17 protein-coding genes are annotated in these 20226 nt (G+C 58.5%); 11 read left to right on the forward strand and 6 right to left on the reverse strand.

Annotation, left to right across the window (positions count from 1 at the left end; genetic code table 11):
* Positions 1-47: 47 nt before the first annotated feature.
* Positions 48-518: a hypothetical protein gene (locus tag ACQQ92_RS07180; protein ID WP_427796144.1), complete on the reverse strand. Its 471-nt coding sequence runs from the start codon at positions 516-518 to the stop codon at positions 48-50.
* Positions 519-792: 274 nt separating this feature from the next.
* Here ACQQ92_RS07180 and ACQQ92_RS07185 point away from each other — a divergent pair, with 274 nt between their 5' ends.
* Complete coding sequence (locus ACQQ92_RS07185; protein ID WP_427728790.1) at positions 793-1224, forward strand: Hsp20 family protein; 432 nt, start codon at positions 793-795, stop codon at positions 1222-1224.
* Positions 1225-1367: 143 nt separating this feature from the next.
* On the opposite strand, the gene ACQQ92_RS07190 is transcribed toward ACQQ92_RS07185, so the two are convergent.
* A complete protein-coding gene (locus ACQQ92_RS07190) occupies positions 1368-2177 on the reverse strand; it encodes an MBL fold metallo-hydrolase (protein WP_427796145.1) in 810 nt (269 codons plus the stop codon).
* A gap of 48 nt (positions 2178-2225) precedes the next feature.
* Between ACQQ92_RS07190 and tilS the strand changes: the two genes are divergently transcribed.
* From tilS to ACQQ92_RS07215, 5 genes are all read left to right on the forward strand, one after another.
* Positions 2226-3764, forward strand: coding sequence for a tRNA lysidine(34) synthetase TilS (gene tilS / locus ACQQ92_RS07195; protein ID WP_427748226.1), 1539 nt, complete (start codon positions 2226-2228; stop codon positions 3762-3764).
* A gap of 148 nt (positions 3765-3912) precedes the next feature.
* Entirely contained in the window at positions 3913-4461 is a 549-nt protein-coding gene (hpt, locus tag ACQQ92_RS07200) for a hypoxanthine phosphoribosyltransferase (protein ID WP_154517754.1), read from the forward strand.
* 1 nt (position 4462) lies between these two features.
* A complete protein-coding gene (ftsH, locus tag ACQQ92_RS07205; protein WP_427748228.1) occupies positions 4463-6610 on the forward strand; it encodes an ATP-dependent zinc metalloprotease FtsH in 2148 nt (715 codons plus the stop codon).
* A gap of 189 nt (positions 6611-6799) precedes the next feature.
* Positions 6800-7984, forward strand: a complete 1185-nt coding sequence (locus ACQQ92_RS07210; protein ID WP_427748229.1) for a pyridoxal phosphate-dependent aminotransferase — start codon at positions 6800-6802, stop codon at positions 7982-7984.
* Between the two features lie 165 nt (positions 7985-8149).
* A complete protein-coding gene (locus ACQQ92_RS07215) occupies positions 8150-8971 on the forward strand; it encodes a phosphatase (protein ID WP_154517764.1) in 822 nt (273 codons plus the stop codon).
* Between the two features lie 63 nt (positions 8972-9034).
* Here ACQQ92_RS07215 and rlmD read toward each other — a convergent pair whose 3' ends face one another.
* Positions 9035-10483: a 23S rRNA (uracil(1939)-C(5))-methyltransferase RlmD gene (gene rlmD, locus ACQQ92_RS07220; RefSeq protein ID WP_427748231.1), complete on the reverse strand. Its 1449-nt coding sequence runs from the start codon at positions 10481-10483 to the stop codon at positions 9035-9037.
* A gap of 349 nt (positions 10484-10832) precedes the next feature.
* Between rlmD and ACQQ92_RS07225 the strand changes: the two genes are divergently transcribed.
* The 4 genes from ACQQ92_RS07225 to ACQQ92_RS07240 all read left to right on the forward strand — a co-directional run bounded on the left by ACQQ92_RS07225 (position 10833) and on the right by ACQQ92_RS07240 (position 15661).
* Positions 10833-11693, forward strand: coding sequence for a transporter substrate-binding domain-containing protein (locus ACQQ92_RS07225; protein ID WP_427719754.1), 861 nt, complete (start codon positions 10833-10835; stop codon positions 11691-11693).
* A 153-nt stretch (positions 11694-11846) separates the two neighbouring features.
* Positions 11847-12485 carry an amino acid ABC transporter permease gene (locus tag ACQQ92_RS07230; protein WP_427796146.1) on the forward strand — a complete coding sequence of 213 codons (639 nt, stop codon included), beginning with the start codon at positions 11847-11849 and terminating at the stop codon, positions 12483-12485.
* A gap of 38 nt (positions 12486-12523) precedes the next feature.
* Positions 12524-13288, forward strand: coding sequence for an amino acid ABC transporter ATP-binding protein (locus ACQQ92_RS07235; RefSeq protein WP_427719752.1), 765 nt, complete (start codon positions 12524-12526; stop codon positions 13286-13288).
* Positions 13289-13585: 297 nt separating this feature from the next.
* Positions 13586-15661 carry an elongation factor G gene (locus ACQQ92_RS07240; protein WP_154517778.1) on the forward strand — a complete coding sequence of 692 codons (2076 nt, stop codon included), beginning with the start codon at positions 13586-13588 and terminating at the stop codon, positions 15659-15661.
* A 127-nt stretch (positions 15662-15788) separates the two neighbouring features.
* On the opposite strand, the gene ACQQ92_RS07245 is transcribed toward ACQQ92_RS07240, so the two are convergent.
* Both ACQQ92_RS07245 and ACQQ92_RS07250 read right to left on the reverse strand, forming a co-directional pair.
* Positions 15789-16772: a DNA/RNA non-specific endonuclease gene (locus ACQQ92_RS07245; protein WP_427728804.1), complete on the reverse strand. Its 984-nt coding sequence runs from the start codon at positions 16770-16772 to the stop codon at positions 15789-15791.
* 203 nt (positions 16773-16975) lie between these two features.
* Complete coding sequence (locus ACQQ92_RS07250; RefSeq protein ID WP_427796147.1) at positions 16976-17854, reverse strand: hypothetical protein; 879 nt, start codon at positions 17852-17854, stop codon at positions 16976-16978.
* A gap of 167 nt (positions 17855-18021) precedes the next feature.
* Here ACQQ92_RS07250 and ACQQ92_RS07255 point away from each other — a divergent pair, with 167 nt between their 5' ends.
* Complete coding sequence (locus tag ACQQ92_RS07255; protein ID WP_427796148.1) at positions 18022-18675, forward strand: HAD family hydrolase; 654 nt, start codon at positions 18022-18024, stop codon at positions 18673-18675.
* A gap of 112 nt (positions 18676-18787) precedes the next feature.
* Here ACQQ92_RS07255 and ACQQ92_RS07260 read toward each other — a convergent pair whose 3' ends face one another.
* The gene (locus ACQQ92_RS07260; protein ID WP_427794356.1) at positions 18788-19900 is read right to left on the reverse strand and encodes a LacI family DNA-binding transcriptional regulator; all 1113 of its coding nucleotides are present in this window, start codon (positions 19898-19900) and stop codon (positions 18788-18790) included.
* Between the last annotated feature and the right edge of the window lie 326 nt (positions 19901-20226).

Genomic DNA, 20226 nt, shown 5'->3' on the forward strand with positions numbered 1-20226 from the left:
CGTTTGGGCGTTGTAAACTTACAGCCCCTGCGGCTTAATTGTCTTTTCTATTTGAAGAAAATAAAACGAATGACCAGCGCGATTGCCGCGATGGCAATGATCAAGAGCGCGATTTGGAGCCGGTGCTGTTTGCGTCGTCTGTTAGACGATATAAATATCGATTTTCCTTGCTTCGGCGTCTCTAAATAGCGGGCAGAATGCGTTAGGGTCTGCTTAGGGCGAGGCTCTCTTCGTTGTTGCTTAGCGGGTGTTCGGGCCTGCTCCTGGTTGCATGCGCTGTTTTTGGATAAGGGGGCATCTTTGAGATACGCCGATTCGCTCGGTGCGACGCCCATGTGTTTGCGACCTGATTGAGATTCTTCAAGGGTTTGATAACGATTGCGAGTTACATATTCAGGCTCTGTATCGTCAATAGGCTCTTGGGAAATATGGGGACGATGGTAGCGTATGGTCTGCGGATAGGTTGATTTATCGTTCTGCATCTGATCATACGAATTGTCGGAGGCTTGATCGTCCATGATGCCCTTAGGTTGTCATTAATATTGTGTATACGCTCATTGTAAGCCCCAGCTTTGTTTAGCTAGGGCACATTTGGTATTTAAGGCACGGTTCAAAGAACCTTGACCTCCTTAAACCTTAGTCACATAGACTTAGATATGCTTATAGATAGAGACTCAAAAAACTTTATATCAAAATGTATATATAAGAAATGGATGGGCATATATTAAAGCGTCAAAAGAAGTCCCTGCCACCTAGAAGATGGCTCGGCAGTCCCTTAAAGGAGTGGTAGTCATGGCAAGCATGGTTCCTTATCGTTCGGTTTTTGGTGTTCGTCCCTCTGCTAGCTCGTTGTTCGATCTGTTTGATGATATGACCGATCTGGCAAACAACTCGATCGCCTCCAAGGCGTTTCCCGTTGATGTTGAGGACAAGGGCGACGGTTACGAGGTTAAGGCCTATTTGACCGGCGTTGCAAAGGACGACATCGACGTTGAGCTCAATGAGGGTCGTCTTTCCATTAGCGTGAATGTTGAGGAGAGCGAAGAGAACAAGGACAAGAACTACTTGCAGAAGGAGTTTTGCTCTTACAGCGCGACGCGCGGTGTGTACCTGAAGGATGCTTCGAGCGAGGGCCTTTCTGCAAAGTATGCTGACGGCATCCTTACCGTTACGGTTCCTAAGATTGTCGAGAAGAAGAACGTTACGAAGATTTTCATCGACTAACGTTATCGGCCATTAACATCGGTGCCTGAGCTAAGGGGGCTGGGAAGCGATTCCCGGCCCCCTTTTCTATTTGAGACAGCCTACTGAATATTTGAGACGGCCTACTGAATATTTGAGACGGCCTACTGAATATTTGAGACGGCCTACTGAATGGTCATGGGCCGATATTGCCCGGCGGGACGTATTGTGAGTTTATGTGGCCCCTCAACGCGGGTGGCGGTGCTACCAAGCTCGTTGTCGAGTGTTGCCCCAAGTGAGCTTGCGTAGCTTTTGACGGTAAGGCTTGGGCGATTGTTGTCTTGGCTAATGTGCATCGCGATAAGCTGCTCGGTGCGATCGGTTACCAGCGCGCGTGCGGCATCGGCGGCCTGATCGTTGGAGAGATGCCCTTTTGCAGACAGGATGCGCTCCTGAAGAAAGCGAGGATAGTCTCCTTGACGCAGCATGGCTACATCGTGGTTGCTTTCAAGCGCGAGAATGCGACAGTCCTTGAGCGTATCGATGCCATGCTTCGACAACTCGCCGGTGTCGGTGGCAAAGCCAACCGAATCACCCTGGGCATCAAAACGGTAGCCGACAGGATTGACGACGTCGTGCGATGTCGAATACGTTTGAATGTGGACCCCGGCAATAGAGAGGGCGTCACCTGGGTCGAATTCCTCAACAGACAGATGTGCGAGGCTTTCCTTTGATGCGAGCGTGCCTCTGCTGGAAAAGACCGGTCCGTTCCAATGTTTACACCACACCTCAAGCCCCTTAATGTGGTCGCTGTGCTCATGGGTGACAACAAGGGCGGACACGTCGTCTGCCGAAAGGCCGAGCTCAGCCATGCGTTTGAGCGTTTCGCGGCGGGACAGTCCGTCATCGACCATGATGAGCCCCTGCGGGCCCTCGATGAGTGCGCAGTTGCCTTTAGAGCCGCTGCCGAGGATATGAAGGTGCAGGCGAGACATAAGATTCCAAAGGATACAATGAGTGCTGACGAATAGAGGAGGAAGCGAATGCCAACGGTATCACAGCATTACGGACACCATGCCGTACCCGGGGCAGTCGATGAGACCCGGACGAGGCGGCAGGCTGCTCCTGTGGTGCTCATGGTATCAGGCGGTGCGGACTCGACGGCACTGCTTCTTATGGCGTGCACATCAAAGCTGGATATCCAAGATGGACGCGGCGTTGCCCCCATTGCTCGCGAGCGCCTACATGTGCTTCATGTAAACCATCACCTGCGAGGCAAGGCGTCCGACGGCGACGAGGCCTTTGTGCGCGAGCTCTGCGCACAATATGGCTTGCCGCTGTGCGTGGAGCACGCCTATTTTGATGGGGAGTCGGGCAATATCGAGGCGGCTGCGCGCGAGGTGCGTTATGCCGCGGCGCGAAGGTATGTTCGCGAGCTTTGTGCCAAGATGGGGGCGCCGAGAACGGCGGCGCGCATCTGTACTGCCCATACCTCTTCAGACCGCGCGGAAACATTTTTGATGAACGCCATTAAGGGGTCGGGCCCTGCTGGGCTCTCGAGCATTCCCCGCCGAAGGAATATTGTGGTACGCCCCTTGCTCGACCTAACTCATGGCGAGCTTGTGGGCTATCTGCAGGTGCATGGTCAGCCGTGGCGCGAGGACGAGACCAACGAAGATATCTCGTATCTGCGAAACTACGTTCGCCACCGGGTAATGCCAGTGCTGGCGCAGCGTAATGCGAGCGTGTGCAAGACGATTGGTGCCGCCTGTGAGATCTTGGGTGATGAGGATGCGTTTCTATCCCAGTTGTCGGCACAGGCGTTTCGAAGCTGCCTGCGCAAAGAGGCAGCGGGCGCGCTGGTGCTTGATGCCAGACGCCTTGCTGCGGCCGAGGTGGTAATCGCGCGGCGCATCGTGCGACTGGCGATTAAACGCATCGATCCGGACGCTCGCCCAGAGATGCGCCATGTGGAGCGAGTCCTCTCCTGTGTTGCCGAGGGTGCGGGTTCGGTTACGCTTCCGGCGGGGATTGACGCACGTGTTGAGTTTGGCATGCTGGCGTTTAAGGCACCGGCGGCTCGTGAGGGCTTGGTTGCGGACTGGATTACCATACCCGGCCGTATGTCGTTGGGCGGGGGACGTATGCTGGTCACAGAAGCGATAGCCGTTGAGCCGGGATGCGATATCGTGCGCCGCGCCCGTGAGCTTGCGGCTGCTGGGGAAGTGGCAGCTTTGGTGGACGCGGCTGCCCTGGGTTTTGCCAACAGCGATAGCGAGCGGATCTTGGCGGGCTCGCGCGGCGAGGTTCCTGCCGAGGGGCGATTGGCGCGCCTGTGGGTGGACGGTCCCGCACCGGGAGACGTGATGTGCCCGTTAGGCATGAGTGGCCGAAGCAAGAAGGTATCCGACTTGTTGTGCGAGGCCCGTATTCCCGTTTCCGAGCGCACCGGCGTGCCCATGGTAAGGACGGCACCGGGGGGTGTCGTGGTGTGGGTCGCCGGAGTTCGCGCGGACGAACGCTTTAAGTGCACGGCGGCGACGCGTGTGGCCTATCTGCTTCGCGTGGTTGACGCGGATTAGCCCCTCGCACCAGTTTTTCTGTGCGGCGTTGACGGTATTCCCGCGCTGATGGTGCACGGGCTGGAAAATATACCCCGTGCGCTGCTAGAATGTGTAGTTCGCGTCCATACGGCGGTGTGTGGGCGATTAAGCACAAGAAAGGGTTGTCATGGCTTCTCAACATCCGGATATCGAGAAGGTTCTGTTTACGCAGGAGGATATCGACGGTATCGTCTCTCGCCTGGGCGAGGAGATTACGCGCGACTACGCGGGTAAGGATCTGGTGCTGATTGCGGTCTTGCGCGGCGCTGTGGTCTTTATGGGCGACCTGATGCGCAAGATCGAGCTGCCGACCAATATCGATTTCATGGCCGTTTCGAGCTATGGCGACGGTGTGAAGTCCTCGGGCATCGTGCGTATCATCAAAGACCTTGATATCGATATCCGCGGTCGTGACGTGCTGATCGTTGAAGACATTCTGGACTCGGGCCTGACGCTCAAGTATCTGATGAAGAACCTTGAGAGCCGCAAGCCCGCTTCTCTGGAGGTCGCCGCCTTCCTGTGGAAGGACGTTGAGGACCGCATCTCGGCCATTACGCCCAAGTATGTTGGAACCCATTGCCCCGATGCCTTTGTGGTGGGCTACGGCCTCGACTATGCCGAGCGCTATCGCAACCTTCCGTATCTGGGCATTTTGAAACCGGAGGTTTATTCGTAAGATGCCCGACGACCGTAACGACTACAATTCCCAGACACCCCGGGACCCTAAGATTCCGGGGATGCCCGGAGGCAAGAAACCCACACGTACGGGCTGGCTGTATTTTCTTTTGGCTTGCGCACTTCTGGGCTATGCCTTCTTTAATATGGGTTCCGGCTTTGCCAGCTCCAGCAATACCGTTAAGCTCGCGACGAGCGAGATGGTGAGCGCCATCAAGCAGGATCGCGTCGAAGATCTGACCTATACGGTTCAGGACGGAAGTGTGACGGGTCATTACTGGAAGGCGAAAAAGGACAAGGGCGACACGAGTGAGCTCAAGAGCTTTTCCTCGACCTATGTCGGCTCCGATTCGCTTGCCGAGCTCATGGCGGAGCATCCCGACACTAAGTACATCGTCAACACCAACGACCCCGATTTTTGGGGCGACTTGGCGATGAGCGTACTGCCGACGATTGCCCTGATCGCCATCATGTTCTACTTTATGCGCCAGATGATGGGCGCCAATAATAGGAACATGCAGTTTGGCAAGACCAACGCCAAGACCAACGAGGCTACGCGTCCCAAGGTCAAGTTCGAAGACGTTGCCGGCGTGGACGAGGCTGTTGAGGAGCTCGAAGAGATTCGCGATTTCTTGAGCGATCCGGACCGTTATCGCAAGCTGGGTGCCAAGATCCCGCGCGGCGTTTTGCTGGTGGGCCCTCCGGGTACCGGTAAGACGTTACTGGCCAAGGCCGTTGCCGGAGAGGCCGGTGTCCCGTTCTTTAGCATCTCGGGCTCTGACTTTGTCGAGATGTTCGTGGGCGTCGGCGCCAGCCGCGTGCGCGACCTCTTTAAGGAGGCCAAGTCTCAGGCTCCGTCGATCATCTTCATTGACGAGATCGATGCCGTGGGACGTCAGCGCGGAGCCGGTCTGGGCGGCGGTCACGACGAGCGCGAGCAGACGCTCAACCAGCTGCTGGTCGAAATGGACGGTTTTGAGGAAAGCGAATCGGTCATCCTGATCGCCGCGACCAACCGCCCCGATATTCTGGATCCGGCATTGCTGCGCCCCGGTCGTTTTGACCGCCAGGTTACGGTCGACCGCCCGGATGTGAAGGGGCGCGAGCAGATCTTGCGCGTGCATGCCGAGAACAAGCCAATGGATGAGGACGTTAAGTTTGAGAAGCTCGCCCAGATGACCGTTGGCTTTACCGGTGCCGACCTGGCAAACCTGCTCAACGAGTCCGCGCTGCTTGCCGCTCGCCGTCATCGCTCCGTGATCTCGATGGACGAGGTCGAAGAATCGATGGAGCGCGTGATTGCAGGACCGCAGCGCAAGGGGCGCGTGATGACCGAAGCCGAGCGCACCACGATTGCCTACCACGAGAGCGGTCATGCTCTGGTGGGTCACATCCTGGAGCACTCCGATCCGGTTCACAAGATTTCGATTGTCAGCCGCGGTCAGGCTCTGGGCTATACGCTGCAGCTTCCGCAGGAGGATCACTTCCTCAAGACCAAGAACGAGATGCTCGACGAGCTTGCCGTGTTCTTGGGCGGTCGCGTTGCCGAGGAGCTCATGTGCGATGACATTACATCGGGCGCGAGCAACGATCTGGAGCGCGCGACCAAGATGGCGCGCGAGATGGTTACGCGTTTTGGCATGAGCGAGGAGCTGGGCACGCAAGTGTTTGGCGAGGCGCAGCATCAGGTGTTCCTTGGTCGCGATTATGCCGATCACCAGGATTACTCCGAGGAGACGGCGCGCCGCATCGATATCGAGGTTCAGCGCATCATGCGTGAGGCCCATCGCCGTGCTGTTGAGATTTTGGATGCCCGTCGCGATCAGCTCGATCTGATGGCGAAGGTGCTGCTTGAGCGCGAGACCGTCGAAGGCGACGCCGTGAACGCCCTGCTTGACAACGACTGGGATGCCTACCTTGAGCGCGAGGGCGACATTCTGGCAGCCAAGGAGGAGCGCAACGCCAAGGCGGGCGGCGTGCCGACCAAAAAGCGCATGCCTCGTATGAGCGAGGAGGAGCTGGCAGCTGATGCCGCAGCTTTTGCGCAGGCGGCCATGCAGGAAGATGCCGAAGTCGCATCCGATAGCGCTGACGATGTCGAGGCTGCTGACACAAAAAAGGCCGATGGCGACACCGAGGCCGACGAGTAGTCTTTGTCGCGAGAGCCTCCGCGGGGAAACCTGCGGAGGCTTTTTCTTTTGAGCGATATGGGGCCATCTGTTGATTGGGGACAGACTTAAATGAGCGTTTTCACGCATTTAAGTCTGTCCCCAATTAACATTGCTGCGGTACTTTGCTTGACTAAAGCGTACAATACCGCCTATGCGAAAGGGGAACAGATGATCAACGAAACCATGTTTGCTCGCGGCGCGGAAAGCTCTATCATCCGCGAGATCTTTAGCTATGGACTTGAACGCAAGGCACAGATCGGTGCGGAGAACGTATTCGATTTTTCGCTGGGCAACCCGAGTGTTCCGGCGCCCGCTGCCGTGGCGGAGTCCATCAAAAAGGCCTTGGAGCTGCCGAGCGACCAACTGCACGGATACACGCCCGCACCAGGCCTGCCGCAATGTCGTGTCGCTGTGGCCGAGTCGCTCAACCGTCGTTTTGGCACGAGCTATGAGGGTAAAGATGTCTTTATGACCGTGGGTGCGGCGGCTTCGCTCACCTGCACGCTCAACGCTGTTACCAATCCCGGTGACGAGGTCATTGTTATCGCCCCGTACTTTCCGGAGTATCGCGTGTGGATTGAGAAGGCCGGCTGTACGTGTGTCGAGGCACCCGCCGATGAAGACACGTTCCAGCTGAGTGTGGGCAACGTGCTCAAGGCGATTACTGATAAGACGGCGGCCGTCATTATCGACTCGCCCAACAACCCGACCGGTGCCGTATATACGCGTGACACGCTGACGCGACTGGCCAATATTCTGCGCGAGGTCAATGCCAAGCGTGATCCCGAGAATCCGATTATGCTCATCTCGGATGAGCCGTACCGCGAGATCGTGTACGGTGCCGAGGTACCCTGGGTACCCTCAATCTACGAGAACACCGTCGTGTGCTATTCGTATTCCAAGTCGCTGTCGCTGCCGGGTGAGCGTGTGGGCTGGATCTTGGTTCCCAACACCAATCCGCAGGCTGCTCGCCTTATGCCGGCCGTCGCCGGTGCCGCCCGTACACTGGGTTTTGTGTGCGCACCGGCGCTCTTCCAGCGCGTGATTATCGACTGCATCGATGAGCCGAGTGATGTCGAAGCCTATGCTCGCAACCGAACGGCGCTCACCGACGCATTGGCGGAGTACGGCTACACCTACGTTGAGCCGGACGGCGCTTTCTATCTGTGGGTGAAGGCGCTCGAGCCCGACGCAAACGCTTTTTGCGAGCGTGCAAAGAAGTACGAGTTGCTCGCGGTGCCTTCGGATAGCTTTGGCATGCCGGGTTGGTTCCGCTTGGGTTATTGCGTGAGTTACGAAACGATTATCAATTCGCTACCCGCTTGGAAACAGTTGGCGGACGAGTATCGTTAAAAGCAGAGCGCTCTGCCTACAATGTTTTACGTGAAACGGGGTTTGGTGTTAAACCGGACCCCGTTGTCATGGACGTTGTGTCTTTGGGATGGAGCGGTTTTACGACTATCGAAGGCTATGCGTACAATGAATATACGCGACGGCCATACCAGATAAGGAGACCTGATGCCCTACCTGCTTTCCTGTGACATTCATACCCATACGATGTTCTCTGCGCATGCATATTCGACCATTGAGGAGAATGTGTACTGGGCGGCAGAGCGTGGCCTGCAGGTTCTTGGATCTGCCGACCATCTGAGCTCTATGGTTACGGCTTGCCCCAATGACCTGCGCAGTTACCAGTTCTTTATCAACCAGGATATATGGCCGCGCATTTGGAGCGGCGTGTTGGTGCTGCGTGGCGCCGAGGCCGATATCGTTTCGCTGGACGGAAGCCTGTTTGGCGAGGACACTCCTGTCACGCTCGATATTGCCGGCGATTCGTACAGCCGTCAGCATTCGCTGTTCGATCGGGTTACGCGTAATTTGGATTATTTGGTTGCAAGCGTGCATAATCCGCAGTTCGCTGAAGGCGCGACGCTGGCCCAGACGACCGAGATGTATATCAATGCTCTGGAGCACCCCAAGGTGTTTATGCTGGGGCATACGGGTCGATCGGGCGTGCCGTTCGATATCGACGAGGTGTTGCTTGCTGCTAAGGCTAAGCACAAGATCATCGAGATCAACAATCACAGTCTTGAGCATGGCGCGGATGCCGAGCATTGGGACGTGTGCCGCAAGATTGCCGAGCGGTGCGCCGAGCTGGGCGTGGGAATTGGCGTCTCGACCGATGCGCACATTGGTATGGCAATTGGTAAGCTCGACCAAGCGCGCAAGATGCTCGACGAGATTCACTTTCCGCTGGATTTGATCGTGACACGCGACCGCGAGACGCTACTGCGCGAGATGGCGGCAGCCGGCGTGTGTGACCTGCGCAAGAGGATGTAGCGGAGTTCATAAACCAAGTAAGGGGGCGGCCCAGACGGGTCGCCCCCTTCTTGTACCGGTGGATTAGCGGCGCTCGAGGACCGCTACAGTTTCGGTGTGGTCGGTATGGGGGAACATGTCGACGGGCGTGATCTTGAGCAGGCGATAGCCACCGTCGAGGAGCTGGTGCAGGTCACGCTCTTGGGTCACAGGGTTGCAGCTGATATAGGTGATGCGGCGAGGTCTAAGCGCGCAGGCGGCTTCGAGGAACTCGGGGGTAGAGCCGGCACGCGGCGGATCGATGGAAAGGACGGTGACGCGCTCGTTGTTGTCGGCGGCATCTAGGATGTAGTCGGTGGCATCGTCGGCCATAAACCAGGCGCTGCGGGTAAGACCGTTGAGCTCGGCGTTGCGGCGTGCGTCGGCAATGCCCGCCGGGTTGCGCTCCACGCCAAGTAACATGATACCGATGCCCTTGTTCTGAGCTTCTTTAGCTGCGCAAAGACCGATGGTGCCGCTGCCGCAGTAGGCATCCATGAGAACATCGCCCTGGTGCAGATCCATACCGTCGATAGCGAGCTGGTAGAGCAGCTCGGTCTGCTGCGGGTTGGTCTGGTAGAACGCGGTGGGGGAGATATCAAACTCGCAGCCGAGTAGCTGGTCGCGCATGCATTCAGCGCCATACACGATATGGGTTTCCTCACCCAGGATGGCGTTGCCAGGGCGTCCGTTGATGTTTTGGGCGACGGTGACGATACGCGGATCGAGTGCGGCGATGGCCTCAAAGAATTCCTGCGCATGCGGCAGGTCGCGCTGGGCGGTAACGAGGGTGATCATGATCTGGTCGGTGCGCCAGCCGCAGCGAACGACGGCATAGCGAAGCAGGCCCAGATGCTTGTCCTCGTTAAAGGCGGGAATGTGCAGGCGCTCGGCCTCACGCGCAATGCCGTTAAGAATCTGACGGGCTCCCGGTGCCTCGACGGGGCATTCGGGAACAGCGACGATTCTGTGCGTGCCGCGCTCAAAAAAGCCGCAGCGGACAGCGCCGCCTTTGCCGGGGGCAAAGGGAGTGGCGGCCTTATGGCGAAAGCCACGCGGCGCAGGATATTTGCCCGGGTCGCCCAGGGTAACGTCCATACCGCGAATGGGGTCGACGGCTATGCCCTCACGCTCGCAAAGAGCAGCAAAAAGTTCTTCCATGGCAGCCTGCTTGGCCGCCAGCTGCTTCTTATAAGGCCTGTTGAGCGCCGTGCATCCACCGCAAGCTTTCATGATGGAACAGGGCGACTTGGGATCAACGGCCTTATGAGCGGACCGGGACGACTCATTATGCGAGCGCTTGGAACGAGCTTGAGGCGCCTTATCCTCGCCCCGACAAAAGCTGGGGCGCTTGGCCTTAGCCTTGCCATTGGCTTGCCTGCCCTTCGCATCCTGAGACGACTTGGATTTCTTGGAAGATTTTTTCTCCTCCGACCCCTCAGCCGCCTCGATCAAAGCACGACGAGCCTTACGCTCCGCACGAGATTCTGCCATGAAGTAACCCCACTAATTTATAAATTGAAATCTGAAAGCATTGTACCGTGCCAAGCTAGCAGACGATATACAAGCGTCCACTTCACGTTAGTGATAAGTCCAACGACGTTTGCCCGGCGCGGGCGGGGAGCGGCGCGTAATTAAGTTTATCGCGAGTTCCGCACGCAAAGGAAAGCACTTAATGTGCTTTCCGTCTTGCGCAGGACTGTAGAGCAGGAAACTTAATTACGCGCCGCTCCCCGCCCGCGCCGGGCAACTTCTCCCTTGTACTCTATCAAGGTAAAGTGTATGATTCTGAACGTTACATGACTCACTTTACTTAGCTAAAGTGCCATCAAGGGGGAATACCATGAATACCGATATGTCTCGTCGTCAGTTTGTTGGTCTAGCCGGCTCGCTCGCCACGGTGCTTGGCCTTGGTCTTGTCGGCTGCGGCGGTGGTGCCGACAAGGGTTCCACTGCCGGCTCTGCCGCGGCAAAGGACGCCAAGGGCGTTGTGGAGTCTAAGAAGCTCGTGGTGGGCTTTGACAAGTCCTATCCTCCGTATGGCTTTGTGGGCGACGATGGCGAGTACACCGGCTTTGATCTCGATTTGGCCAAGGCAGTTGCCGATAAGCAGGGCTGGGAGGTCAAGTACGAGGCCATCGACTGGGACGCCAAGGATACGCTGCTCAACTCGGGCGCCATCAACTGCATCTGGAACGGCTTTACCATGGAGGGCCGCGAGGACGACTACACGTTCTCCGAGCCGTACATGCTCAATGAGCAGGTGCTGGTGGTCAAGAAGGATGCGGGCATCAAGAGTTGGGACGACCTTGCCGGCAAGACCGTGATTACCCAGACCGATTCTGCCGCACAGGATGTGCTAGAAGGTGACCAGAAGGATCTGGCGGCGACGTTTGCCACGCTCGATACCATCGGCGAGTACAACACGGCTTTTATGCAGCTCGAGAGCGGCGCGGTCGATGCGGTGGCTTGCGACCTTTCGATCGCCCAGTATCAGCTTGCCGCCAAGCCCGATGCCTATACGCAACTTGACAAGCCGCTGTCCAGCGAGCACTACGCCGTTGGCTTTAAAAAGGGCGACACCAAGTCGGCCGACGCCGTGACCGAGTCGCTCAAGGCGCTCTATGAGGACGGTACAGTCAAGGACCTGTGCGACAAGTATGCGAGCTACGGTCTATCCTTCGACAACTGGGTTTTGAAATAGCCACAGCACCCAACCTTGCGGCTCCAACCCTCCTCGCGTACCAAAGTACGCTTCGTCGGGCTTGTCGCTCGCAATCTTGGGCACTGTGCCTATTTCAATTAACACCTGCTGTTCTGTTGCTGTGAAAGAGAGCTTGGGTTGTCTATTCAGGTCATGATGCAGATGCTTGGCCAGGGTTTCTTGGTCAGTTTGCAGTTGTTTGTGCTCACGCTGTTGGGCTCGATTCCCTTGGGAATTCCCGTGGCGTTTATGCGTATGAGCAGAATCGCGCCGCTGCGTTGGATTGCGCGCATCTACATTTCGGTCATGCGCGGTACGCCGCTCATGCTGCAGATGTTTGCCATCTACTTTGCTCCGTATTATGTCTTTGGTATTTCGCTCACGCCCGATTCCAAGTGGACAGCGTGCGTTGTGGCATTCATCATCAACTATGCCGGCTACTTTGCCGAGATCTATCGCTCGGGTTTGCAGTCTATCCCGCGTGGTCAATATGAGGCCGCCGAGGTGCTGGGTTACTCACGCCTGCAGACGTTTTTGTACATTGTGATGCCGCAGGTCGCCAAGCGCATTTTGCCGGCGATGGGCAACGAGATCATCACACTGGTCAAGGACACGTCGCTGGCGTTTGCCATCGGCGTGGGGGAGATGTTCTCGACGGCCAAGGCACTGGTTGCCTCTCAAGTGAGCATGGTGCCGTTTGCGATTGCGGCACTGATCTACTGGGTCTTTAACTTTGTGGTCGAGATGCTGCTGGGCGCCGCCGAAAAGCGACTTGACTACTACCACGACTAGCCTGTTCCGTCGTGCTTTTCAAACACATGGAGGTTCCCGTGTCCGGAACGGTAATGAATATAACGAGCGCGCGCAAGGCGTTTGGTGGCAATGAGGTGCTCAAGGATATCTCGCTCGAGGTAAAGCGCGGCGAGGTCGTGGCGATTATCGGACCTTCGGGCGGCGGTAAGTCAACGCTGTTGCGCTGCGCCACGCTGCTCGAGACGCTTGACGGCGGCTCGCTTTCGTTTGGTGATCTAGCCGTTGCGACGGATGCGGGATCGGGCACGGTGTATGCGAAAGGCGATGTGCCCAAGCAGGCGCGCTCGCGCTTTGGCCTGGTGTTTCAGAACTACAATTTGTTCCCGCACTATACCGTGATGAAAAACATTACCGACGCTCCGATCCGCGTGCTCAAGCGCCCGCGCGAGCAGGTCGAAGCACGTGCGCGTGAGTTGATCGCGCAGATGGGGCTTACGGGCAACGAGAACAAGGTGCCATGCGAGCTTTCGGGTGGTCAGCAGCAACGTGTGAGTATTGCGCGCGCCTTGGCGCTCGATCCAGAGATCTTGTTCTTCGATGAGCCGACCTCGGCACTCGATCCCGAGCTAACGGCCGAGGTGCTGCGCGTCATTAAAGACCTTGCCGCGCAGAATATGACGATGGTGATCGTGACCCATGCGATGCAGTTTGCGCGCGATGTTGCCGATCGCGTGGTCTTTATGGACGGCGGTCGCATTGTAGAGGAGGGTCCTGCCGAGCAGGTTATCGGCCATCCGCGCGAACGGCGCACGCGCGAGTTCCTGAGCCGTATCGAGGGTTAGGCTCAAGTTGACATTGAGGCGAAACCGCTGCAGGTCTTATGGCCTGCGGCGGTTTTTATTTGCGCCGATGGGGCTTAATAACCGCCTCAGGCGTTTGCCCCCTCCTCTCGCCGCCCGTATTCATACGTGCGCCGAAAGGTGTGCATGGACAGTCGCCCGCGAGGGTAGGGTGGTGGCATAGGACATTTGGAGGGTGAGCCGGATCGGCTGCCGACCATGCTGCTCCCGGGACGGCATCGACCGCGAACTCTCCCCGTTGGCGTCGCGCATTGCGCGCAGCCCTGCAAGGAGGTCATCATGGGTGCTCCCAAGACCGGTAACGTAAGGAACGTGGTGCTCGTAGGCCAAGGTGGGGTGGGCAAGACTTCACTCGCCGAGGCCATGCTCCACCTTTCCGGCAAGACCGCCCGCCTGGGCGGCCACGACGGCACCAAGCCCACGCTCGACTATGACCCCGAAGAGGTCAAGCGTGCGTTTTCCATCTCGACGACCATTGCGCCGATCGACTGGAAGGGTGCGCGCATCAATGTGCTCGATGCCCCGTGCTACCCCGATTTTATCGGCGACGCCTTTGCCGCGATGAGCGTCTGCGAGACGGCTCTGTTTGTGGTCGACGCCGAGGCCGGCCCGCAGCCTACGACGGTTAAGCTCTGGTATGCCGCCGAGGACCTGCGTCTGGCGCGTGCGGTGTTCGTAAACCGCCTGTCGCGCTCCGAGGCCAGCTTTGCGACCACGATGGACCTGCTGCAGGAGCGCTTTGGCACGCGCCTGGGCGCCGTGACCCTTCCCTGGGGCGAGGGCGAGGACTTTGACGGTATCATCGACCTGGTGCGCATGAAGGCGCGCCATTGCAACGGCGCCGAAGCCGTTGAGTCGGAGATTCCCGAGGAGTATCGTGCCCAGGCCGAGGAGGCCCATGACCATCTGTGTGAGCTGGTGTCCGAGGCTGACGACGAACTGATGATGAAGTACTTGGAAGGCGAGGAGACGCTGACGCAGGAGGAGCTTGAAGGCCTGCTGTCGAAGGCGATCGCCGAGCGCATCTTTGTGCCGGTCTTTGCGGGCGATTGCATTAAGGAGCAGGGCGTCAACTCGCTGATGGACGACATCGCCACGTACTTCCCGGCGCCGACCGACTATGGTGAAATGCCGCTCATCGACGGTGATTCGCTCAAGATCTCGAGCGACGATGACCGCCCGGTGGCGTTTGTGTTTAAGACCCTGGCCGATCCTCAGCAGGGTCGCATCAGCTTCATCAAGGTGCTGACGGGCACGCTTGAGCCGGGCCTTGAGCTGATCAACGCGCGCACCCGCAAGAGCGATCGTCTGGCTCACCTGTATGTGATGTGCGGCCGCGACATGACTGAGGTCGGTCACGCCTATGCCGGCGATATCATCGTGGCGCCCAAGCTGGCGGCCGAGACGGGCGATACGCTCTCGATTACCGGCAAGGTCGAGGCTGCGGCGTTTAAGTTCCCCAACTCGCAGTACCGCATCGCCATCGAGGCCGAGAATCGCGGCGACGAAGAGAAGCTCTACACGTTTATCGAGAAGGCATGCAAGGCCGATCCGACCATGAGCATCGACCGTGACGAGGAGACCGGCCAGACCATCATTTCGGCGGTGGGCGAGGCGCAGGTTTCGGTCCTGCTCAATCGTCTTGAGGACCGTACCAAGGTCGCGGCCAAGAGCGTGCCGATTCGCATCCCATATCGCGAGACCATTCGCCGCACGGCAACTGCCCAGGGCCGCCACAAGAAGCAGACCGGCGGCGCCGGCCAGTATGGTGACTGCTGGCTGCGCGTAGAGCCGCTCATTGGGCCCGACGGTACGAGCGACGGCTATGAGTTTGTGGACGAGGTCGTAGGCGGCCGCATTCCGCGCTCGCTCATTCCCGCCGTGGACAAGGGCGTTCAGGAGACCATGAAGGACGGCATCATTGCCGGCTACCCGCTTACGGGCATTCGCGTGGCTGTGTACGATGGCTCGTATCACAGCGTCGACTCCAACGAGATGGCGTTCCGCGCGGCGGCTCGCATCGGCCTGCGCAAGGCATGCGCCGACGCCGACCCGGTGGTGCTGGAGCCCATCGAGGAAATCACGGTGACTATTCCCGAGAGCTACGCCGGCGCCGTGATGGGCGACATCTCGGCATCGCGCGGTCGCGTGACGGGTATGGAGACCGATGAGCGCGGAGACACCGTGGTCATCGCTCAGGCGCCTCTCGCCGAGCTGACGGATTACTCGACGCGTCTGCGCTCCATCACGCGCGGCACGGGCGACTTTACCATGAAGCCTGCGGGCTATGAGCAGGTGCCTTATGACGTTCAGGCCAAGCTGGTCGAGCGCTATGAGGAGGGCCGTGCCAAGTAGCGTTGGGCGTTGTCTGTAACATACATGCCGATGCAAGGGCCGCTCTGGGCAATCCAGGCGGCCCTTTTTGATCCCTGGGGGATGGAGGAAAACGGTCCATTTAGGTTTTGGGGCAGCTTGGCCGGCCCTAGTCTCCCGAGGCCTGATTGCGGCCGGTAGCGTAGTCGATCTGCACATGCGGCTGCAGGTTGTAGCAATATACGTGGAAGCAGAGGGCCTTGCCGTGGTCCTCGACCGATTGTGCCTCAAGACGCACGCCACGGCAGACGAGTTCCTCTTCGTTGTACATGGGCGTGACACGGTAGAGCACATGGTTGCCCGTCTCGCGGATGTAGCCGAGAATCTGCTCCTCAAATGGCAGCATGCCCGTTTCGTTGAGATAACGCGTGCCGGTGAGGAGATTCTTGCGGTTGGCGTTTTCGCCGCAGAGCGACCAGGCGATGAGGTGACAGCGGTTGTAGAGGCTCTGGCCCGGAATAAAGTCGTAGCGCTGCTGGCGCCATCCGGCGGGATGGATACGCGAGATATCGCCGCGCTCGCCTTGACCGAGCGATTCGGGGCCCACGCAAGCGAGCGCTTTGCGGGTGCGGCCCAGGCTGTCGAGCTTGGAGAACTTCTTAAAGCAACCTTCTTCTGTAGCGCGCTCGTATTCATCGAGCGTGAATGATGGTGTGCCCAACGGGTGCGTGCTGTCGGCTCGCAGGGCAACATAGGGGTTGCCCGCGTAGTCGGGAATGCTGCTGAGGTATACGCCGCGGGCGCGGTCGAGATTGGGGTTTTCGACCTCGTCGATGGGGGTGGCGGCGCTGTCCGCGGAAACGTCATCACCGGTGTCGGGTGCGGCGGAATGTGGCTTGTCGCTAGAGTTCGGGCTGTTTTGGGAGTCTGTGGAGTTTGCCGTTCCCGATTCGAGTCGGGCAACCAGGTCTGCCTCGTCGTCGGTGCGGCTGGGACTCTCGTCTTGCTTCTCGGCCAGAGCCGCCGCCTGTTCATCACTTTGCGGCGAGAGCAGTCTGGGCGCCCCGTCGAGCGATCCCGTAAACAGCGCAAACCCCAGCACCACAGCGGTGCCGATAGAAAGTGCTTGCTTGTAGGCGGACTTGCGCGACATGGTGACTCCTGGACGGACGGTTGGGAGTCTACCAGTCTAGCAGGAGCCGGCAGGGGCCGTTCTGTCGAACAAATACTTAAGATTTGGGACAAACGCTACGGATTCATTTGCCTCATATGGAGCTGCGGCGGTTGTGAATGTGGGGCTATTCGGCGTTTCCCCAGATAAAACCTGCCAAAATAAACCTGTCCCTTTTTGGCAGGTTACTGGTTCATATTGCCGTGGATGTAGGGGGTGACTTCGGGGGAGATGTGGGCGCAGCCCAGCTCGCGCAGCGCGGACTCGATGGCGGCGGGCAGCGGGGTCTTGCCCTCGGCATTGACGGTAGCACCGCCGAGGGCGGCAATCTTGGTGATATCTGCGTGAGCGGCTTCGATATGCATGCAGCCGCCGACCAAGCGCGCGCGAACCTGCGACAGACCAAGATCGTGCAGGTAGTCCTCGCAGGCGCGGATTAAATCGACCTTTTCGCGCGTAAGTTTCTCGCCCGTGGGGACGCGCGTGGCAAGACAGGCTCCCGCCGGCAGGTTCCAAACGGGATAGCCCCATGCGCGCAGCAGCTCGCGCTCTTCGTCCTTGGTAAAGCCGACCTCCATAAGAGGGGAGCGTACGCCGAGTTCTTTGGCAGCGCGCATGCCGGGACGGTAGTCACCGCGATCGCTTGCATTGCTGCCATCGATGACGGTGGGAAAGCCGAGCGACTTAGCGTGGTTGACGATGGCGGTAAAGCCGGCGTGCTTGCAGTGGTAGCAACGGTTGGCGTCGTTGCAGGCTACTTGGGGGAGCTGCAGCTGATCGACCGAAAGATTGAGCACGGGGAGCTTAAAATGCGGTCCCTCATTGGTTTGCCTTTCAACGGATCGCTCAAACGAGGTCTGTTCGGGCGTGCCGATGAGCGGCGTGGTGAGGTGAACGAGAAGCGTGCTGGCAGGCATGATGCGGGCGCAGACCGCGGCCAAAAAGCTGCTGTCGACGCCACCGGAAAAGCCGATGGCGACGCGTCCGTATGCCAAAAGCAGCTGTTCGAGCGCCGCGAGTTTGTCCTGAAGCTCCTTTGCAGGTGCGATAGTGTCTGAAAGCATAAAACAATCCTTACCATTGAGTACTCGGTCGAAAACTATAATCCTATCGGACTGCTCGTCATATGACTTCTGCCTATGTAACGATAGTGCAATATGCTATATACGTTATATACAAGTTTGTAAAGTGCGCTAGAGTGGCCGTAATGCAATCCGGTGAGGGGACCGATATGATCAAGACTGTAATTTTTGACATGGACGGAACGTTGGTCGATACCGAGCGTTTGGGGATTAAGGCCTGGAAGGCAGGCGCCGCCGAGCTGGGGCTCGCGATTGATGATGCGCTGATCCATCAGTTTATCGGCCGCACGCTGCCCGATGTCATGGACATCCTTGAGGCGCGTTACGGCAGCGGAGAAACCGCTGAGGCGATCTATCATCGCCACAAGGAGATTCGCGACGAGATGGTCAAGACCGACCTGGAGCTTAAGGCCGGCGCCGCTGAGTGCCTAGACGAGCTGCTGGCTGCGGGCTATCACGTGGGCCTTGCGACGTCGTCACGCCGCGTCGCGGCCGAGCGCAATCTTAAGACGGTCGGCCTCTTTGACAAGTTTGAGACGGTGACCTGCGGCGAGGACGTCGTGCACGGCAAGCCCGACCCCGAGATGTATCTGCTTGCCTGCGAGCGCGCGGGCTTTGCCCCCGAGGAATGCGCCGTGGTCGAGGATTCGCGCAACGGCTGCGTCTCTGGCATCACGGCCGGCTGCCATGTCTTTGCCGTTCCTGACATTGTTCCGCTGCCGCAGGACGTGGTGGATGGCTGTGAGGCCGTGCTCGACACGTTGTTCGACCTGGCGGCGGCAGTCGTCAAGGCCGTGCGTTAGACAATTGCGGCGTTGAAACGGGCAATTGCCCACATTTACGCTTAAGCATAAGGGGTCCGGCAATGGCCGGGCCTCTTTTGCTTAAGCGGCGTTTGTCATATTGGCCGACGTGCTATAGATACGCGCCGAGGTTGATGGCGGTGGCTTCGGCTTGGCTGCTTGCCTGGGTACTGGCGCGCTCTAAGAGGAACGGCCGCACGAGTTCCTGACGGTTGATGTCCTCGGCGGCTGTGACCTCGGTGACGGTGCGTGCGGCGGAGCCGATACGGACGCGTTTGGTTTTTGTCGGCGCCTTGTTCTCGATTTGCTCCACGAGCAGCTGCACGCCCTTGCGGCCAATTTCGTAACCCGGCGGCGCCACTGTGGTGAGAGGGACCGACCCGCTCCATGCAAGCGGGTTACCGTCGCAGCCGGCCACGCGAACTTGCTTGGGGACGGAGATGCCTTTGTCGATCAACGCTGAGATAACACCCGAGGCCAATACGTCGGTTAGGCCGATGACAAAATCCGGACGCTCGTCAGCAGAGCGCTCGGCAATCTGGGCGCCGATGCCGTAACCGTCGGCAGCGGTATTCCATTCTCCGGCGTCAATGACCTCAATTTTGATGTCGGGATGAAGGGCGAGGACCTTGTGAATGCCAAGCACGCGCAGGGTGAGCTGCATAAATGCTGCTCTGCCCACAACGGTGATATGGCGTGCGCCGCGGGCAATGGCGAGCTCGGCGATAATGCGCCCCTGTGCCTCGTTATCGGCGGCCACGTAGTAACCGGGCTCGGAACAGTGGATGTCCAGGTGGACAATCGGCACGGGCATCTTGGTCATGGCGGGGTGCCAATCGGGGGATGCCATGGGCTGAACCATGACGCCGGACATCTGTGTGCCCATAAAGTAGCGCAGGTAATGGTCTTCGAGAATATCGTCGTTATCGGCGTTGGCGATGAGCAGGTCGTAACCGTGCTTGCGGGCCTCGTTATGGGCGCCGCTGGCAATTTGGAGCGAGAAGCCGTGGTCGAGACGGGGGAGGACCAGGCCAAAGGACTTGGTGGTGCCTCCTGCGAGCTGGCGGGCGCTTTGGTTGGGCAGGTAGCCAAGGCGATTGATGGTCTCGTTGATGAGTTTGAGGGTCTCGGGGCGCAGCTTTTCGGGATGGTTGAGCGCGTTGGAAACCGTGCCCAGCGAGACCCCTGCCTCGCGCGCGACGTCGCTGATTTTTACCTTTGCCATAGCGGCCCCTTTGATGCGTTTCAAGTACAAGCCAGATTGTAGCATCGCCCGTCCCTAGGGTGTCAAAACCTGCCAATTAGGGACAGGTTTATTTTGGCAGGTTTTATCTGGGGAAACGCTATTGCCAACGCGACCACCACGAAGGGGACAGGCACCTTTGTGGTGGTTTGGACCGGCTGAACGTGTGTGCATCGGGTGGTATCTAAGTTGAGATACCACTTCTGGTATATCAGCTTGCGCTTGCGTGAGTACAATACTCGAACGTTATACGTCTCAGCGCCCCTTGTGCGTGGACGTTTTGCAGTCACGCGAGCGAAGGGATTTAT

It is taken from the genome of Collinsella sp. SGI.241, assembly GCF_050312955.1.
Lineage (GTDB): Bacteria > Actinomycetota > Coriobacteriia > Coriobacteriales > Coriobacteriaceae > Collinsella.

What these genes read in the sequence shown, in the direction of transcription:
- ACQQ92_RS07180 (WP_427796144.1), bottom strand. Translation starts at nt 518, where the DNA reads ATGGACGATCAAGCCTCCGACAATTCGTATGATCAGATGCAGAACGAT.
- ACQQ92_RS07185 (WP_427728790.1), top strand. Translation starts at nt 793, where the DNA reads ATGGCAAGCATGGTTCCTTATCGTTCGGTTTTTGGTGTTCGTCCCTCT.
- ACQQ92_RS07190 (WP_427796145.1), bottom strand. Translation starts at nt 2,177, where the DNA reads ATGTCTCGCCTGCACCTTCATATCCTCGGCAGCGGCTCTAAAGGCAAC.
- tilS (WP_427748226.1), top strand. Translation starts at nt 2,226, where the DNA reads ATGCCAACGGTATCACAGCATTACGGACACCATGCCGTACCCGGGGCA.
- hpt (WP_154517754.1), top strand. Translation starts at nt 3,913, where the DNA reads ATGGCTTCTCAACATCCGGATATCGAGAAGGTTCTGTTTACGCAGGAG.
- ftsH (WP_427748228.1), top strand. Translation starts at nt 4,463, where the DNA reads ATGCCCGACGACCGTAACGACTACAATTCCCAGACACCCCGGGACCCT.
- ACQQ92_RS07210 (WP_427748229.1), top strand. Translation starts at nt 6,800, where the DNA reads ATGATCAACGAAACCATGTTTGCTCGCGGCGCGGAAAGCTCTATCATC.
- ACQQ92_RS07215 (WP_154517764.1), top strand. Translation starts at nt 8,150, where the DNA reads ATGCCCTACCTGCTTTCCTGTGACATTCATACCCATACGATGTTCTCT.
- rlmD (WP_427748231.1), bottom strand. Translation starts at nt 10,483, where the DNA reads ATGGCAGAATCTCGTGCGGAGCGTAAGGCTCGTCGTGCTTTGATCGAG.
- ACQQ92_RS07225 (WP_427719754.1), top strand. Translation starts at nt 10,833, where the DNA reads ATGAATACCGATATGTCTCGTCGTCAGTTTGTTGGTCTAGCCGGCTCG.
- ACQQ92_RS07230 (WP_427796146.1), top strand. Translation starts at nt 11,847, where the DNA reads ATGATGCAGATGCTTGGCCAGGGTTTCTTGGTCAGTTTGCAGTTGTTT.
- ACQQ92_RS07240 (WP_154517778.1), top strand. Translation starts at nt 13,586, where the DNA reads ATGGGTGCTCCCAAGACCGGTAACGTAAGGAACGTGGTGCTCGTAGGC.
- ACQQ92_RS07245 (WP_427728804.1), bottom strand. Translation starts at nt 16,772, where the DNA reads ATGTCGCGCAAGTCCGCCTACAAGCAAGCACTTTCTATCGGCACCGCT.
- ACQQ92_RS07250 (WP_427796147.1), bottom strand. Translation starts at nt 17,854, where the DNA reads ATGCTTTCAGACACTATCGCACCTGCAAAGGAGCTTCAGGACAAACTC.
- ACQQ92_RS07255 (WP_427796148.1), top strand. Translation starts at nt 18,022, where the DNA reads ATGATCAAGACTGTAATTTTTGACATGGACGGAACGTTGGTCGATACC.
- ACQQ92_RS07260 (WP_427794356.1), bottom strand. Translation starts at nt 19,900, where the DNA reads ATGGCAAAGGTAAAAATCAGCGACGTCGCGCGCGAGGCAGGGGTCTCG.